The organism is Pseudomonas sp. FP597 (genome assembly GCF_030687435.1).
Classification (GTDB): Bacteria; Pseudomonadota; Gammaproteobacteria; order Pseudomonadales; family Pseudomonadaceae; genus Aquipseudomonas; species Aquipseudomonas lactucae.
Map to the genome: position 1 here is coordinate 1574478 of NZ_CP117432.1, position 14426 is coordinate 1588903.

Sequence of the window (14426 nt, forward strand, 5' to 3'; positions counted from 1 at the left end):
GTCATGCTAAAACAGCACTGTGGGCAATCAATCGTCCCGCGAACCACCGAAAGATGCGCAGCCACGCTGCACTTGACCGTTGATCCGCAACTCGGCGGTCATGTGTTGCAGGCGGCCGCTTGCGCTGTCGACGCAACGTTGCGGGGCCACCCACAGTTCAACGTGCTGGTTGTTGGCTTCAGTCATCAGGTTGAAGCGCCCGTCGCCGATCTGCTCTTCAACGTAAGGCACGGCGAGTGGTGGCTGGCCTTCGCGTTCCAGCACCATGCCCTTGGCGGTCACGTTCATCACCCAGGTCGGCTTGTGGCCATTGGCGCGCAGGATCATGCGCTTGAAATCAGGGTCGTTGCAGGCCGAGGTCGAGCGTTCGACACGGTACAACTGCTGCAGCTCCACTTCGCCCTGAGTACCGCTGGCCACTCCGGAGAACTGGCCGCGCAGGTCGGCGAACAATGCGCCTTGCTGACCAGCGAGGGAGGCTGCCTCCTGGAGGATGCCGGTTGCGCCGGTGTCCTTGATCAAGTAATTGCGTTTATCGCCGCAGGGTTGGAACAGCAGCTTGTCACCGACCGCCGTCAGTTCGCCCTGCATGCGGGTCAGGCCGGCAGTCGAGGGCTTGGCCGGCTCGCTTTCGAACATCTGGCAGGCAGCGAACAGGGGGAGCAAGGCACACAAAGCAAGGGTACGGGCGGCACGCATTATTGGGTCTCCTGACAAGTGCCGCCACGTTACGCAGGCTGGCGTTGCATCACAAGCCCGCTTGCCCGCTTCAGGCGATTCTTACGCACGGGTAGGCTCAACCGACGGTAAAGGTTTGGCCGGTTTGCAGGCCTTCCACACTTTTTGCGTAGGCCAATGCCACATCGGCACCGCTGACCGGTTTGTACCCACGGAAATAGGGCGCGTAGCTTCCCATGGCTTCCACCAGCACCGTCGGGCTTACGGAATTGACGCGCAGGCCGCGTGGCAATTCGATCGCTGCCGCTTTCACGAAGGCGTCGATGGCGCCATTGACCAAGGCAGCCGACGCGCCGGTGCGAATCGGGTCGCGGTTGAGAATACCGCTGGTGAAGGTGAACGAGGCGCCGTCGTTGGCGTATTCGCGGCCAATCAGCAGCAGGTTGACCTGGCCCATCAGCTTGTCACGCAGGCCGAGTTCGAAGTCGCTGTCGCTCATCTCGCCCAACGCGACGAAGTTCACGCTGCCGGCCGCGCAAACCAGGGCATCGAACGTGCCGGTCTGTTCGAACAGTTTGCGGATCGAGGCGCTGTCGCTGATATCCACCTGGAAGTCGCCGCTGCTGCGGCCGATGCTGATCACCTCGTGACGCTGGGCCAGTTCTGCCTTGACTGCCGAGCCGATGGTGCCGCTGGCGCCAATCAATAGGATTTTCATGGTGCTGTTTCTCCAAGGGGTAAGTGAAGGTTCAGTCTAGAGTGGCTTTTTAACTGGATAAACGTGCTAATAGGCAACCTTTGGTTTTCAATTGGAAACAATCCATGAGCGAGATGGATGACCTGGCCGCGTTTGCGGTACTGATCGAAGCGGGCAGCTTTACCGTGGCGGCCGAGCAACTGGGCTGCAGCAAGGGCCAATTGTCCAAGCGGATCAGCCAGTTGGAGGCGCAGTTTTGCGTGGTCTTGTTGCACCGTACCACCCGCAGGCTGAGCCTCACCGCGGCGGGCGCGGCGCTGTTGCCCCAGGCCCAGGCGCTGGTGGCGCAGGTGGATCGAGCGCGTCAGGCGTTGGCGCGGCTCAAGGATGATCTGACGGGGCCGGTGCGGATGACGGTGCCGGTTTCGCTCGGAGAAACATTCTTCGATGGCTTGTTGCTGGAATTTTCCAAGCAGTACCCACAGGTGCAGATTGAACTGGAGCTCAACAACAGCTATCGGGACTTGGCGCGGGACGGGTTCGACCTGGGCGTACGCGCAGGCGCCCTCGACAACGAACGCCTGGTGGCCAAGCCACTGCTGGCCTGGCATGAGATGACCTGCGCGAGCCCGGCCTACCTGGAACAACATGGCGAACCCCAGACCCCCGCCGACCTGGCCGCGCACCGTTGCCTGCTCAACAGCCACTACAGCGGCCGCGAAGAGTGGCTGTACCACCAGCGGCACGAGTTGCTGCGCGTCAAGGTCAGCGGCACCTTTGCCTCCAACCACTACAACCTGCTGAAAAAGGCCGCACTGGTGGGGGCGGGTATCGCCCGCCTGCCGTCCTACCTGCTACCGGCTGAATTGGCTGACGGGCGCTTGCGTTGCCTCCTTCGCGATTATCAGACGCGTAGCCTGCCGATGTACCTGGTCCATCCCTATCAGGGCGGCTTGCCGCGGCGCACCCAGGTATTGGCGGATTACCTGGTGGAGTGGTTCAAGCGCAGCGGCGCGGCGCTGGACCGACTTTAACGGTAGCGCCGGGCGATCAGGTGATCGATGGACAGGCGCCCAGGGCCCCGGGCGACCAGCAGCAACAGCAGCGCAATCCAGGTGCCATGGGTCGGATAAGCGTCGGGGTAGACGAACAGTTGGATCACCAGGGTCATACCGATCAAGGCCAGGGCCGAGAACCGCGTGGCGAGCCCCAGCAGGATCAGTACCGGGAAGAAATGTTCGGCGAATGCCGCCATGTGCGCGGCCACTTCCGGCGACAACAACGGCACGTGGTATTCGCTGCGAAACAGCGGCAAGGTCGAGGCGGCCAGCTTGGGCGTACCGAGTTGGAAGGTGCCGCTGATCAGGTCAATGGCAAAGCCTTCGACCTTGGTTTGCCCCGACTTCCAGAACACTGCGGCAATGGAGAAGCGCCCCAGAAAGGCTATCAGGCTGTAGGGGATTGCGTCGAAAAGCGCGATGACGCGTTTGATCAGGCAGGGAGGGCTGATGTTCATGGTGAAACCTCTTGTTCCGGGAGCAGATGAGTGATTGCGTCGTGGCGGATCAGCAGCGACAGGCACGGTGTCGGGTCGAAGTCGGCCGACGCTTCGTGGGCCTGTGCCACGGCGTCTTCCAGTTGCATGCCTCGGTTCAGGCTGTCGATAAACGCCACCGAAGCGTTGTCGATGGCAACGACCTTGACCTCCAGGCCCTGGCGCAACACCAATGCGCTTTGGGCGTACCAGGGATTCAACGTCTCGACAGCGTCCTCGGTCTGATGCGCTGCCCACACCGCGACCACGGCGTAGGGCGAATTGAGTGTGGCGACGCAGGGGTGCAGTTGCAGGCGCCATTGCCCGAGGTCTGTTGAGCCCTGCAGTCGCTGGAGCACGCTGAGTTGATTGGGAGACGGGATGTCCGCCGCGTGAAAAGCGCGTACCCGCAGCCGCTCCAGCCGTGCGATGTCCGCCAGGTAGGGCACGCTGTTCGCGGGTTCGAAACCCTGGATGAAGTCGGCGAATGTGCTGCCGTACTCGCTGATCACCGGGCTGCAGGGTGGGCACGCTTGTACGTAAACACCGGCCATGGCGCGAAAAAATGCGTCGCCCACCAGTTGCAAGGTCACCGGGTAAGCGGCGGCCAAGGCACTGATCAACGAACTGTGGACATTGTTGCGGTACACCGCAAAGCGGCTTTGCGGGTCGGCACCGTTGCGGCTGAACAGGCCGTCGGGGCAAGGCTGGTCGGGCATCAGCAAGGCATTGGCAAACGTGGCTTGAAGGCTCATGAGCGTGCTCGCGACAGATGCCCTTCGGCTGTGCGGGCTTCGGCCATCAGGACGCTGAAGGCCGGTACCTGGTTGTCCCGTTCGATCAACGTCGGAACCGCCCCGATGCGTGCCAATACCTGTTCGTACAACTGCCACACCGCGTTATCAATGGGCGCGCCGTGGTCATCGATCAACAGGCGATCACCCAGGCTGTCCGCGTCTTCGGCAAAACCCGCCAGATGAATCTCACCCACCGCGTGCAATGGCAGCGCATCGATGTAGGCCAGTGGATCGCGTTGGTGGTTGATGCACGACACGTAGACGTTGTTCAGGTCCAGCAGCAAGCCACAGCCGGTGCGGCGGATGGTCTCGCTGATGAAGTCGGTCTCGTCCAGGGTCGAGCACTGGAACTGCAGGTAGGTCGATGGGTTCTCCAGCAGCATCTGCCGCCGGAGCGTGCTCTGCACCTGTTCGATATGCTCGCATACCCGATTGAGGGTGGCGGTGTCGTAGGCCAGGGGCAGCAGGTCATTGAGAAACACCGGGCCGTGGCTGGACCAGGCCAGGTGTTCGGAAAAGGATTGGGGTTGGTAGCGTTCGATCAGCGTGGCCAACCGTGCCAGGTGCTCACGGTTCAGCGGGCCTTCGCCGCCGATAGACAAACCCACGCCGTGCAATGACAGTGGGTATTGCTCGCGGATCAACCCCAGGTAGTGGTGAAACGGGCCGCCGGCCACCATGTAGTTTTCGGCGTGTACTTCAAAGAAACCGATGTCGGGTGAGGAGTCGAGCACTTCAGCGAAGTGCTCGTTCTTCAACCCAAGCCCGGCCCGACGCGGCAGAGCGGCTTGCCGGGATGAAAGGTTCATGATCGAGACTCGAGGCGCGCAGGGTTTCAGGACTTGGCGGTGAAGGCCGCTTCGTGGCCGAAACCGGTCGGCGAGGTGGAGCTTGGAGTTTTGGCACAGGTGCCGGCGGGGACCAGTTTCCAGGCATTGGCCTGGTCCTTGGTTTTCGAGGTGCCGGCGCAGGACGTGCCGGCGCCCGCGGCGCAATCGTTCTTGCCGGCTTCAGCGACGCCGAAGCACTTTTGCATGTCATCATCCGCGTGGGCGGTGCTGGTCAAGGCGGACAGACTCAGGGCGGAACCCAGGGCCAGGACGAGTGTGGCGGCGGACAGTTTGGTGGTCATGGTGTGTCTCCAGTAGCGGTTGAATAAGTAGGCTTGATTGCCTGCATGCACCACTAGAGAGGGGAGGGTTGAGTTCGTTACATGCGGATCGAAAAATAATTATTCAGGGATCACGCGAAACAAATGTGGGAGGGGGCAAGTCGAATTGTCGCACCGCCCCTCCCACATTTAGATCCGGTTTATTCAGCAACCGTCTCTTAGCCGCCCAGGTACGCCTCCCGTACCTTCGGATCGGTCAGCAGCTGCTCCCCCGTGCCCTGCATCACCACCCGGCCGTTTTCCAGTACATAGGCGCGGTCGGCGATTTTCAGCGCCTGGTTGGCGTTCTGCTCCACCAGGAACACCGTTACACCGTCCTTGCGCAGCTGTTCGATGATGTCGAAGATCTGCTGGATGATGATCGGCGCCAGGCCCAGGGACGGTTCGTCCAGGAGCAACAGCTTGGGCTTGCTCATCAGCGCCCGGCCGATGGCCAGCATTTGCTGCTCGCCGCCGGACATGGTGCCGCCGCGTTGGCTGAAGCGTTCCTTGAGCCGGGGGAACAGGTGCAGCACCTTGTCCATCTGCTCCTGATAGTCGCCCTTGTCGGTGAAGAACCCGCCCATGGCCAGGTTCTCTTCGACGGTCAGGCGCGAGAACACACGACGGCCTTCCGGCACCACCGCGATGCTCTTGCGCATGATGTGCGACGATTCCTGGCCCACCAGCTCTTCACCCATGTAGCGGATGCTGCCGCTGTGGGCCTGGGGTGATCCGCACAGGGTCATCAGCAGGGTGGACTTGCCGGCGCCGTTGGCACCGATCAGGGTCACGATCTCACCCTGGCGCACTTCCACATTGACGCTGTGCAGGGCCTGGATCTTGCCGTAGAAAGTGGAAACGTTTTCGAATTGCAGCATTTTACGCTTCCCCCAGATAGGCTTTGATCACTTCAGGATTGTCGCGGATCTGCTCCGGCGTGCCGTCGGCCAGTGGCGTGCCCTGGTTGATCACCACGATATGGTCGGAAATGCTCATGACCAGCTTCATGTCGTGTTCGATCAACAGCACCGTGGCGTTGTTTTCCTCACGCAGCACGCCGATCAGCGCCTTGAGGTCTTCGGTTTCCTTGGGGTTCAGGCCGGCCGCCGGTTCGTCGAGCATCAGGATCCGCGGACGGGTCATCATGCAGCGCGCGATTTCCAGACGGCGTTGCTGACCATAGGCCAGGGTGCCGGCAGGGCGGTTGGCAAACTCGGTGAGGTTGACCTTGTCCAGCCAGTACTCGGCGTATTCCATCGCCTCGCGTTCGCTTTTGCGGAACGCCGGGGTCTTGAACAGACCGGCAAAGAAGTTGGTGTTCAGGTGACGGTGCTGAGCGATCAGCAGGTTTTCGACCGCCGTCATGTCCTTGAACAACCGCACGTTCTGGAAGGTGCGCACCACGCCCTTGCGGGCGATCTCGTGGCCGGCCAGGCCCTGGATCGGCTGGCCGTCCAGCAGGATGCTGCCGCCACTTGGCTTGTAGAAGCCGGTGAGGCAGTTGAACACTGTGGTCTTGCCGGCGCCGTTGGGGCCGATCAGCGCTACCACTTGTTTCTCTTTCACGGTCAGGGCCACGCCGTTGACCGCCAGCAGGCCGCCGAAGCGCATGCTCAGATTTTCGACTTTCAGGATCTCGCGGCTCATTTGCGCAGCTCCATGTGTGGACGTTGCATGGGCAGCAGGCCTTGAGGACGCCAGATCATCATCAGCACCATCATGGCGCCGAACATCAACATGCGGTATTCGCTGAACTCACGCATCATTTCCGGCAGCAGGATCATCACGATCGCCGCCAGGATCACGCCCAGTTGCGAGCCCATGCCACCCAGTACCACGATGGCGAGGATGATCGCCGACTCGATAAAGGTGAACGACTCAGGTGTTACCAGGCCTTGGCGAGCGGCGAAGAAGCTACCGGCGAAACCGGCGAACGCAGCACCCAGGGTGAACGCGGAAAGCTTGATGATGGTCGGGTTCAGCCCCAGCGCGCGGCAGGCGATCTCATCTTCGCGCAGCGCTTCCCACGCGCGGCCGATCGGCATGCGCAGCAGGCGGTTGATCACGAACAGCGCGGCCAATGCCAGCAACAGTGCCACCAGATAGAGGAACACCACCTTGCTCACCGGGTTGTAGGCGATCCCGAAGTACTCGTGGAAGGTCTGCATGCCCTCGGCGGCGCTACGGTCGAACGACAGCCCGAAGAATGTCGGCTTGGGGATGCTGCTGATGCCGTTGGGGCCGCCGGTGATGTCGGTGAGGTTACGCAGGAACAGGCGGATGATTTCCCCGAAGCCCAGGGTCACGATCGCCAGGTAGTCACCGCGCAGGCGCAACACCGGGAAGCCCAGCAGGAAGCCGAACGTGGCCGCCGCCATACCCGCCAGCGGCAGGCAGATCCAGAAGCTCCAGCCCAGGTAGTGCGAGAGCAGCGCGTAGGTGTAGGCACCCACGGCATAGAAGCCCACATAACCCAGGTCAAGCAGGCCGGCCAGTCCCACCACGATGTTCAGGCCCAGGCCCAGCAACACGTAGATGAGGATCAGGGTGGCGATGTCGACGGCGCCGCGCGAGCCGAAGAACGGCCAGATCAGCGCGGCCACGATCAGGCCGATGATGATGTAGCGCTGGGTACGCGGCAGGGTCAGGAATTGGCTGACCTTGGGCGACACCAACGGAGCGCGGTTGCCTTTGAACAAGGCACCGACCTGCTGGGTGAACAGCACACGCAGGAACATCAGCACCGAGCACAGGGCAATGATGGTCAAGGTCACGGGACCTGTGCCATGCACTTCAAGGTTGATGCCGACAATGCTCAGCTTGAGGCCGAGTACCGGAAAGGCCACGGCCCATACCAGCAAGGCGCTGAAAAACGCCGATTTAAGATATCTGCTCATACTTTCTCAACCTCCGGACGGCCCAGGATGCCGGTCGGACGGAACAACAGCACCAGAACCAACAGGCCGAACGCCACGACGTCTTTGTACTGGTCGCCGAAGATATCGGCACCGAACGCTTCGGCCACACCCAGCACCAGCCCGCCGAGCATCGCGCCCGGAATACTGCCGATGCCGCCCAATACCGCCGCGGTAAAGGCCTTGAGGCCTACCAGGAAACCGGCGTTGGGGTTGATCACGCCGTACTGCATGCTCAGCAACACGGCAGCGACCGCCGCCAGCGCGGCGCCGATCACGAAGGTCAGGGCGATGATGTTGTTGGTGTTGATGCCCAGCAGGTTGGCCATCTTGATGTCTTCGGCGCAGGCCCGGCAGGCACGTCCCAGACGGGAGCGGGAGATGAACAGGGTCAGGCCCAGCATGGCCACCAGGGTGACGACGAAGACCAGGATCTGCATGTAGGAAATCAGCACTTCTTCCGCGCCGCCCGGGCCGAAGGAGAAGCTCCCCGGGATCAGGTTGGGAATGGATTTATCCTTGGAGTCCTGGGACAGCAATACAGTGTTCTGCAGGAAAATCGACATGCCGATGGCGGAAATCAACGGGATCAAACGGTTGCTGCCACGCAAGGGACGGTAGGCAACGCGCTCGATACTGTAGCCATAGGCACTGGTCACGACGATCGACGCAAGGAACGCGGCGGTCATCAACAGCGGCAGGGAATGGATACCCATCATGGCCAGCCCGGCAAGGGCGATGAAGGCCACGTAGGAACCAATCATGTACACCTCGCCATGGGCGAAGTTGATCATTCCAATGATGCCGTAAACCATTGTGTAGCCAATGGCTATCAAGGCATAGGTGCTGCCAATGGTCAGGCCATTAACCAGCTGTTGGAAAAAATGATAGATCTCAGGCATTACAGCGCTCCTAAAAACCCGATACGCATTTCACTGGTGGAGTCATGTTCCGGCCCTGGGCTGTGTTCTGTGAGCACATTTGCACAAAGCGTTTGCCAGCGAACCGCTGGTGACGGTTTTAAGATTTTCAGGTGAGCCAGCGCCCGGATCGCGGGTGACAGGCCCATAAACCTCGTAAAACAAAGCCCACTGCTTTCACAGTGGGCTTGTAGGACCAGTAACGCCTGGCTTACTGAGGGGAAACTTCGGTTTTAGGTTTGCCGAAGTGCCATTCGTAGACCACGAACTTGAAGTCCTTCAGGTCGCCCTTGGCGTCGAAGCTCAGCTCGCCGGTAGGGGTCTTGAAGGTGCCCGCGTGGATGGCTTCGGCCACTTTGGCGGTGTCTTCGCTCTTGGCGGCAGTAATACCGCCGGCGATGACTTCAACAGCCGAGTAGGCCGGGAACACGAATGGACCGGTCGGGTCCTGCTTGTTCTTGGTGAACTCTTCAACGATGGCTTTGTTGGCCGGGTCGGTGTCGAAGGATTTCGGCAGGGTGACCAGCAGGCCTTCGGAAGCGCCCTGGGCGATTTGCGAGATGGAGTCGTTGCCGACGCCCTCTGGGCCCATGAACTTGGCGTTCAGGCCTTTTTCCTTGGACTGGCGCAGGATCAGGCCCAGCTCTGGGTGGTAGCCGCCGTAGTAGACGAAGTCGACGTTGGCTTGCTTGAGCTTCTGGATGACCGAGGAGAAGTCTTTGTCACCAGCGTTCAGGCCTTCGAAAACGGCAACTTTCACGCCTTTCTTCTCGAGGGTCTGTTTGACGGCGGTGGCGATACCTTCACCGTATTGCTGTTTGTCGTGCAGCACGGCAACGATTTTAGGCTTCACATGGTCGGCGATGTAGTTGCCGGCCGCTGGGCCCTGGGCGCTGTCCAGGCCGATGGTGCGGAAGATCAGCTTGTAGCCACGGGCGGTGATTTCCGGGCTGGTGGCAGCCGGGGTGATCATGATCACGCCTTCGTCTTCATAAATGTCGGACGCTGGCTGAGTGGAGCTGGAGCAGAGGTGACCGACCACGAACTTGACGCCGTCGTTGACCACTTTGTTGGCGACCGCCACGGCTTGTTTAGGATCGCAAGCGTCGTCGTATTCCTTGGCTTCAAGCATTTTACCGTCGACGCCGCCCTTGGCGTTGATGTCGGCGATGGCCTGCTTGGCACCCATGAATTGCATGTCGCCGTATTGCGTTACCGGACCGGTCTTCGGACCGGCGATGCCGATCTTGATGGTGTCAGCGGCGAACGAATGGCCGGCAACCCCAGCCAGGACCATAGCGGCAAACAGTTTGGAAATCTGCTTAGTAGCCTTATTCATAGTGCTCCACTCTTACTGTTGTATTTTTTATAGTTCTAGCGGCCTCGTGAGCTGCTGAACCGGATCAGATATCTCGGATATCCCCCCGGCACCGCCCTGGCAACTGTACCGGTACAGTGTAGAGCGCCGGTTGATCGCTTGAAAAGCTGGCTGCTGGGGGCAAAACCCGGGTGTGTCGCATAAATGAAAGAAAGAGACAGAATTGCGGCGGGGTGGTGCCAGATACTCGGGCAATCCTTGGCTTTCCTGACACTTTCTCTCGATGACTCATTTGCAACTGGGTTTTTCTACCTTGGTCGCGACGTTATGATTGCGCCGATTTTTTCCCAAGGTGAATTCCCATGACGCAAGAACCTAGCACCCTCTATGCCAAGCTGCTCGGTGAAACCGCCGAAATTTCCTGGAAGGAGCTTGAACCGTTCTTTGCCAAGGGTGCCCTATTGTGGGTCGATGCCGGTCTGAATTTGATCGAGGCGGCGGAGGCGATGGCGCAGGACAATCGCGAGAAAGTCGCTGCCTGGCTGGCCGCGAACAGCATGGGCGAAGTGTCTGCGACGCGGGCATTGGACCTGGTCAAGCGTGACCCGGGCTTGTGGGCGGTGGTGGTTTCGCCCTGGATTTTGATCCAGGAAAGGGCAGCCTGAGAAAGTCGTGCACAAAAAAGGTGCGTATTTTTTGCCCGCAGAAGTGTGTAGCGCAGTAACCGCCGACTCCGTGATGGCACCTTGCCGTGGAGAAAGGTCACAGACCTGGGTGACGTGCGCGTCATGGGAACAGTTCTCCCGTGGCCGAATCGGTGGAAGAATTGTTTCTGCGTATTTATAAACACATGTGTCTGTCGGATATGGCCGTAGGAAATAGTGAATTCCGGTAAAGTTCGCCGCCTGTTTACCTGGAGCTCGTCATGCAGTCAGCGCCGCCCTCTTTAGCGAACACTTCGCATCAGTTGCTTTACCTTGTCTACGGTAGCCAGGACGTCTACCGGCGCGAAGCCAAATTCAGCATCCTCACCGCCCTCTCGCAACTCAAGCAGGGTGAGTCGCTGTGTATCCGCGTCATGACCGATCGCCCGCAGGACTATGCCGGTTGGCCTGTCGAGACGCTTGAGTTGGACACACAGACCCTGTCTCAGTGGCAGGGCGACAACGGCTACCTGCACCGCCGCAAGGCCTGCGCGATTGCCCACGGCTTGACGTTTGCCGACAAGACCCTGTTCGTCGACACCGACACGCTGTTCCTCAATTCTCCCCATCGCGTGCTCGACCTGATCGAGCCTGGCCAGTACGTGATGGATGAGTTCGAATACGACTGGAGCTACGTCTGCAAGCGCCCGGACTACCTCAAGCTGGGCCAGCACCTGCACGCGCACGGTATTTCGGCCGACAACAGCTTCAAGCTCTACAACAGTGGCTTGTGTGGCGTGCGCGCCAGTGATGGGCCGCTGCTCGACGCCTCGATCCGGCTGATCGACGAGTGGACCCTGGGCTCGTTCGATATCCATACCATCGAACAGGTTGCGATTTCCTTCGCGATGCGCGGCCACAAGGTGCGCGAGGCGAGGAAGCTGGTGCATCACTACTATGCCGACAAGCGTTTCTTCCACGCCATGCAGGCGCATTTTTTCACGCTGTATGGCGAAGCGTTCAGTCCTGAACTGGTCGCACGCTGTCTGGAGGTGCCGCGAGTCAAGCCGGTGCCATCCCCTTGGCAGCGGTTGCTGATCAAATGGAAGTTGCGCAATCAGGGCAAGCACTTGAAAAAGGTCGGTCGCGACCTGCTCTACGGCAGCTCTGCGCCTGAAAATCCCTATTACGCGGTCTGTCGGCATGGTTGGTGGGAATCGGCCTCTAAGGAAATTAGCGGCTGGGATGAAGCGCGGCAGAGGACGTTTTTCGGCGTAACCGACGCCGGTTGGCCGAAGCATTTGCCGCGGCCCGCAAAACGCGCTGACGAAAAAACCATCGTTGCCTTCCTGCGCCAGCGCCGGGCGTAGTGACACTCAAGCGGCGACGGCGCCGTGCAGCGCCGTCGCGATCGCCTAGGCGGTCTTGCCGGTATGGTTATTCAACGAAATGACCTTGGTCTTGCCGATGCGATGACGGTAGATCTCGCGCAGGTACTTGATCGCCTTCTTCACGCAATCGCGTGACAGGCGAATGTCATTGATCGACACAAACTTGTCTTTGTCATTGATCAGCTCGCGGTACTTCTTCTCATACATCGGTTTGATCGCGTACCAGTTGGTGTCGAGGATCTTGGCGGGGTTCTCGAATTCGTTGAGCAGTTCGTCGATACGGTCTTCGTCGAAATCCTCGTGGATGATGAAGTCCAGCATCGAATTGTCCAGCGTGTCATCGAATCGATACGGGTTGCGCGCAAAGCAGCGTTTGATGAACGCGACGATCAAGGTGAGGAAGTCATCCGACAGGCATGGGCTCTTGGCGATCAAGGTTGTCAGCGACAAGTTGGCCGAAGCGCCGATCACCAGCGCGTAGCGCTTGAGCGTGGTGTTGGGGAACAGGCTGTTGAGGTGGGTCTTGAGCCGGTTCAGGTCCATGTAGGACAGTTTGTAGTCCTTGGGCAGCGAGACGATGGACACCACCGACGAGCAGTTCTTGAAGAAGTGCAGGTCGTGCAGCGCCGCCGCGTCGTAGCCGGAGTTCTTGTACTGTTCCAGGGAAGCTTTGTAGCGTTTGGACTCGATCGGCAGCAGGCTGATGCCTTCGATGGCCTGGGTGACCTTGTTGAAGTGCGGCAGGTCGATGGAGCGGAAGAACAGGTCATCGATGTTCAGGCGTTGCGGCTCTTTTTCGAACACCTTGAACTTGTCATTCGAAGGCGCCGGGGTTTCCGGGACGACGGACTCGGCGTAGGCAATCGCTACGGGACCTGCCAGGCTCATGAACAGGTCGTTGGCATCCAGGCGGATGGTTTCGCCGATGTCGATGCCGGCGCGACGGAAGTAGTTCTGGTCGTAGTCGGTAGTCACGGCCTGGGCGGTGAGGATGTTGAAGATCTGTTGGGAGATGTACTGGTTGGCGTGTTTTTCCATGGCATTGACGTCAATGTTCTGGATGTTGCCGTCATCGCTTTCTTCGGCGTAGCGCATGATGTCGTTGGAGATCAGCATCATCGCGTTCCACGGCCGGATGCGGCCTTTCACGCTGGCTTCGCTGCTGTCTTCGTTGGCGAAGTTGTACGAGAAATCCCATTCCTCCGACAGGTATTTGCACAACAGTCGCCCGGCGTTGATGTGCAGCGCTTCGGACATTTCACTGCGGTGGTCGGAGATGTTCGGCAACACGCAAATGCCGCTGGTGAAGATCGGCTCGAACACAAAGGCGTGGCCGCTCTTGCTGTCGTGCTCGTCGGCGGGTTTGGTGTCGAACGTTTTGTTCATGTACGAATGCTGCTGGGCCAGGCCGAATTCCGAGGCCATCCCCGAACCCGTCCCGCCGCCGGCGCTGAAGATCGAAAAGTACAGGCGCGACTGGTTGGCCTTGATGCCGCAGGAGTCGATCAGGTACGAGTGGATCATCTTCCAGTCGGGGCTGGAGAAGCGCTGGGTGTCTTTGTTGAGGATGATCTTGGCCAGGTACTGGCCGAGGATCGGCGCGTTACCGGCGCCGCCGGCATGGACTTCGGAGAGGTCCATGATTTTCATCTTGCTGTAGTCGCGCAGGAATCCGCTTTTTTCGCCCTTGCGCGAGAAGCGGATACGCCCGGCGATGTCTTTGTCCAGGTCGCCGAGCATCACCAGGGGTTCGACCAGGAACACCGGTTTGCTGGTCTTGCCGCTGCCCAGGCGCAGGTTGTTGCGGATCCACTGGGTAGGGCTGTAACCCTTGTCTGTATGGCTCTTTTTAAATTGAAGCTTGTCTTCGTTACTGAATTCGTTCAGGTAGAACTTGCGCGCGTTGTACACCAGTTCCGCCACGTCCAGCGCGATGTTTGAACCGCACCGCCCCAGGCCGATCAGGCACACCGACGGGAATTCCTGTTCGCTGCGCGGATCGCTGTCGCCTTCAAGGTGGGGCGGGCGCGGGAACACCATGTCGCGCAGGCCATCGAGGTTGTCGAGGATACGGTCGGTATTGGTTTCGGTGAAGTACAGGTACTGCTGGGTGGCCTGCGGGGGGGTGGTGCTCAATGACTTTGAACCTGAGGGTTTGTCCGCAGGAGCTGTGGGCAACACGTCGGATACCACGGTGGCAGAGCTGTTTTTAGAAGTCATTGTGCGCCATGTGCCTGGACGGATGGCTGAAAAGAATCAAAGGGCCATCACGGAATGGGAGTTCGCGACTTTACAGTGCGTCCTTGTCCGGAGAATCGGGCTGACCCTGATAACCCCAGGCAAAACCTGGGCGGACTCTGATTGATCGGCCGTTCGTCG

At 59.9% G+C, this 14426-nt stretch carries 15 protein-coding genes; 3 read left to right on the forward strand and 12 right to left on the reverse strand.

Annotated elements, in window-relative coordinates:
* Positions 1-27 precede the first annotated feature (27 nt).
* Together PSH66_RS07220 and PSH66_RS07225 are read right to left on the reverse strand one after the other, a co-directional pair.
* A complete protein-coding gene (locus tag PSH66_RS07220; RefSeq protein WP_078823544.1) occupies positions 28-699 on the reverse strand; it encodes a COG3650 family protein in 672 nt (223 codons plus the stop codon).
* Positions 700-796: 97 nt separating this feature from the next.
* Positions 797-1396, reverse strand: coding sequence for a short chain dehydrogenase (locus PSH66_RS07225; protein WP_078823545.1), 600 nt, complete (start codon positions 1394-1396; stop codon positions 797-799).
* Between the two features lie 104 nt (positions 1397-1500).
* Here PSH66_RS07225 and PSH66_RS07230 point away from each other — a divergent pair, with 104 nt between their 5' ends.
* A complete protein-coding gene (locus tag PSH66_RS07230) occupies positions 1501-2409 on the forward strand; it encodes a LysR family transcriptional regulator (protein ID WP_305428642.1) in 909 nt (302 codons plus the stop codon).
* Here PSH66_RS07230 and PSH66_RS07235 read toward each other — a convergent pair.
* From PSH66_RS07235 to PSH66_RS07275, 9 genes are all read right to left on the reverse strand, one after another.
* Entirely contained in the window at positions 2406-2891 is a 486-nt protein-coding gene (locus tag PSH66_RS07235; RefSeq protein WP_003172368.1) for a DoxX family protein, read from the reverse strand. The two genes, PSH66_RS07230 and PSH66_RS07235, sit on opposite strands and share 4 nt — an antisense overlap.
* Positions 2888-3664 carry a DUF2063 domain-containing protein gene (locus tag PSH66_RS07240; protein ID WP_141064246.1) on the reverse strand — a complete coding sequence of 259 codons (777 nt, stop codon included), beginning with the start codon at positions 3662-3664 and terminating at the stop codon, positions 2888-2890. The genes PSH66_RS07235 and PSH66_RS07240 overlap by 4 nt, the downstream gene beginning before the upstream one ends.
* Positions 3661-4515 (reverse strand): DUF692 domain-containing protein, encoded by an 855-nt coding sequence (locus tag PSH66_RS07245; RefSeq protein ID WP_305428643.1) that lies wholly within the window; start codon positions 4513-4515, stop codon positions 3661-3663. The genes PSH66_RS07240 and PSH66_RS07245 overlap by 4 nt, the downstream gene beginning before the upstream one ends.
* A 26-nt stretch (positions 4516-4541) precedes the next feature.
* Positions 4542-4838 (reverse strand): DUF2282 domain-containing protein, encoded by a 297-nt coding sequence (locus PSH66_RS07250; protein WP_305428644.1) that lies wholly within the window; start codon positions 4836-4838, stop codon positions 4542-4544.
* Between the two features lie 197 nt (positions 4839-5035).
* Positions 5036-5737, reverse strand: a complete 702-nt coding sequence (locus tag PSH66_RS07255; RefSeq protein ID WP_078731918.1) for an ABC transporter ATP-binding protein — start codon at positions 5735-5737, stop codon at positions 5036-5038.
* A 1-nt stretch (position 5738) separates the two neighbouring features.
* Positions 5739-6506, reverse strand: coding sequence for a high-affinity branched-chain amino acid ABC transporter ATP-binding protein LivG (gene livG, locus PSH66_RS07260; RefSeq protein WP_012722652.1), 768 nt, complete (start codon positions 6504-6506; stop codon positions 5739-5741).
* Complete coding sequence (locus PSH66_RS07265) at positions 6503-7756, reverse strand: high-affinity branched-chain amino acid ABC transporter permease LivM (RefSeq protein WP_003172374.1); 1254 nt, start codon at positions 7754-7756, stop codon at positions 6503-6505. Before PSH66_RS07265 ends, livG begins: the two co-directional genes overlap by 4 nt.
* Complete coding sequence (livH, locus tag PSH66_RS07270) at positions 7753-8676, reverse strand: high-affinity branched-chain amino acid ABC transporter permease LivH (protein ID WP_003172375.1); 924 nt, start codon at positions 8674-8676, stop codon at positions 7753-7755. The genes PSH66_RS07265 and livH overlap by 4 nt, the downstream gene beginning before the upstream one ends.
* Positions 8677-8905: 229 nt before the next feature.
* Positions 8906-10033 (reverse strand): branched-chain amino acid ABC transporter substrate-binding protein, encoded by a 1128-nt coding sequence (locus tag PSH66_RS07275; RefSeq protein ID WP_003172377.1) that lies wholly within the window; start codon positions 10031-10033, stop codon positions 8906-8908.
* Between the two features lie 341 nt (positions 10034-10374).
* Between PSH66_RS07275 and PSH66_RS07280 the strand changes: the two genes are divergently transcribed.
* Both PSH66_RS07280 and PSH66_RS07285 read left to right on the forward strand, forming a co-directional pair.
* Positions 10375-10677 (forward strand): DUF2288 domain-containing protein, encoded by a 303-nt coding sequence (locus PSH66_RS07280; protein ID WP_305428645.1) that lies wholly within the window; start codon positions 10375-10377, stop codon positions 10675-10677.
* Positions 10678-10937: 260 nt separating this feature from the next.
* Positions 10938-12026 (forward strand): hypothetical protein, encoded by a 1089-nt coding sequence (locus PSH66_RS07285; RefSeq protein WP_003172380.1) that lies wholly within the window; start codon positions 10938-10940, stop codon positions 12024-12026.
* Positions 12027-12071: 45 nt separating this feature from the next.
* On the opposite strand, the gene PSH66_RS07290 is transcribed toward PSH66_RS07285, so the two are convergent.
* Positions 12072-14267 (reverse strand): hypothetical protein, encoded by a 2196-nt coding sequence (locus tag PSH66_RS07290; RefSeq protein WP_003172381.1) that lies wholly within the window; start codon positions 14265-14267, stop codon positions 12072-12074.
* Between the last annotated feature and the right edge of the window lie 159 nt (positions 14268-14426).

What these genes read in the sequence shown, in the direction of transcription:
- PSH66_RS07220 (WP_078823544.1), bottom strand. Translation starts at nt 699, where the DNA reads ATGCGTGCCGCCCGTACCCTTGCTTTGTGTGCCTTGCTCCCCCTGTTC.
- PSH66_RS07225 (WP_078823545.1), bottom strand. Translation starts at nt 1,396, where the DNA reads ATGAAAATCCTATTGATTGGCGCCAGCGGCACCATCGGCTCGGCAGTC.
- PSH66_RS07230 (WP_305428642.1), top strand. Translation starts at nt 1,501, where the DNA reads ATGAGCGAGATGGATGACCTGGCCGCGTTTGCGGTACTGATCGAAGCG.
- PSH66_RS07235 (WP_003172368.1), bottom strand. Translation starts at nt 2,891, where the DNA reads ATGAACATCAGCCCTCCCTGCCTGATCAAACGCGTCATCGCGCTTTTC.
- PSH66_RS07240 (WP_141064246.1), bottom strand. Translation starts at nt 3,664, where the DNA reads ATGAGCCTTCAAGCCACGTTTGCCAATGCCTTGCTGATGCCCGACCAG.
- PSH66_RS07245 (WP_305428643.1), bottom strand. Translation starts at nt 4,515, where the DNA reads ATGAACCTTTCATCCCGGCAAGCCGCTCTGCCGCGTCGGGCCGGGCTT.
- PSH66_RS07250 (WP_305428644.1), bottom strand. Translation starts at nt 4,838, where the DNA reads ATGACCACCAAACTGTCCGCCGCCACACTCGTCCTGGCCCTGGGTTCC.
- PSH66_RS07255 (WP_078731918.1), bottom strand. Translation starts at nt 5,737, where the DNA reads ATGCTGCAATTCGAAAACGTTTCCACTTTCTACGGCAAGATCCAGGCC.
- livG (WP_012722652.1), bottom strand. Translation starts at nt 6,506, where the DNA reads ATGAGCCGCGAGATCCTGAAAGTCGAAAATCTGAGCATGCGCTTCGGC.
- PSH66_RS07265 (WP_003172374.1), bottom strand. Translation starts at nt 7,756, where the DNA reads ATGAGCAGATATCTTAAATCGGCGTTTTTCAGCGCCTTGCTGGTATGG.
- livH (WP_003172375.1), bottom strand. Translation starts at nt 8,676, where the DNA reads ATGCCTGAGATCTATCATTTTTTCCAACAGCTGGTTAATGGCCTGACC.
- PSH66_RS07275 (WP_003172377.1), bottom strand. Translation starts at nt 10,033, where the DNA reads ATGAATAAGGCTACTAAGCAGATTTCCAAACTGTTTGCCGCTATGGTC.
- PSH66_RS07280 (WP_305428645.1), top strand. Translation starts at nt 10,375, where the DNA reads ATGACGCAAGAACCTAGCACCCTCTATGCCAAGCTGCTCGGTGAAACC.
- PSH66_RS07285 (WP_003172380.1), top strand. Translation starts at nt 10,938, where the DNA reads ATGCAGTCAGCGCCGCCCTCTTTAGCGAACACTTCGCATCAGTTGCTT.
- PSH66_RS07290 (WP_003172381.1), bottom strand. Translation starts at nt 14,267, where the DNA reads ATGACTTCTAAAAACAGCTCTGCCACCGTGGTATCCGACGTGTTGCCC.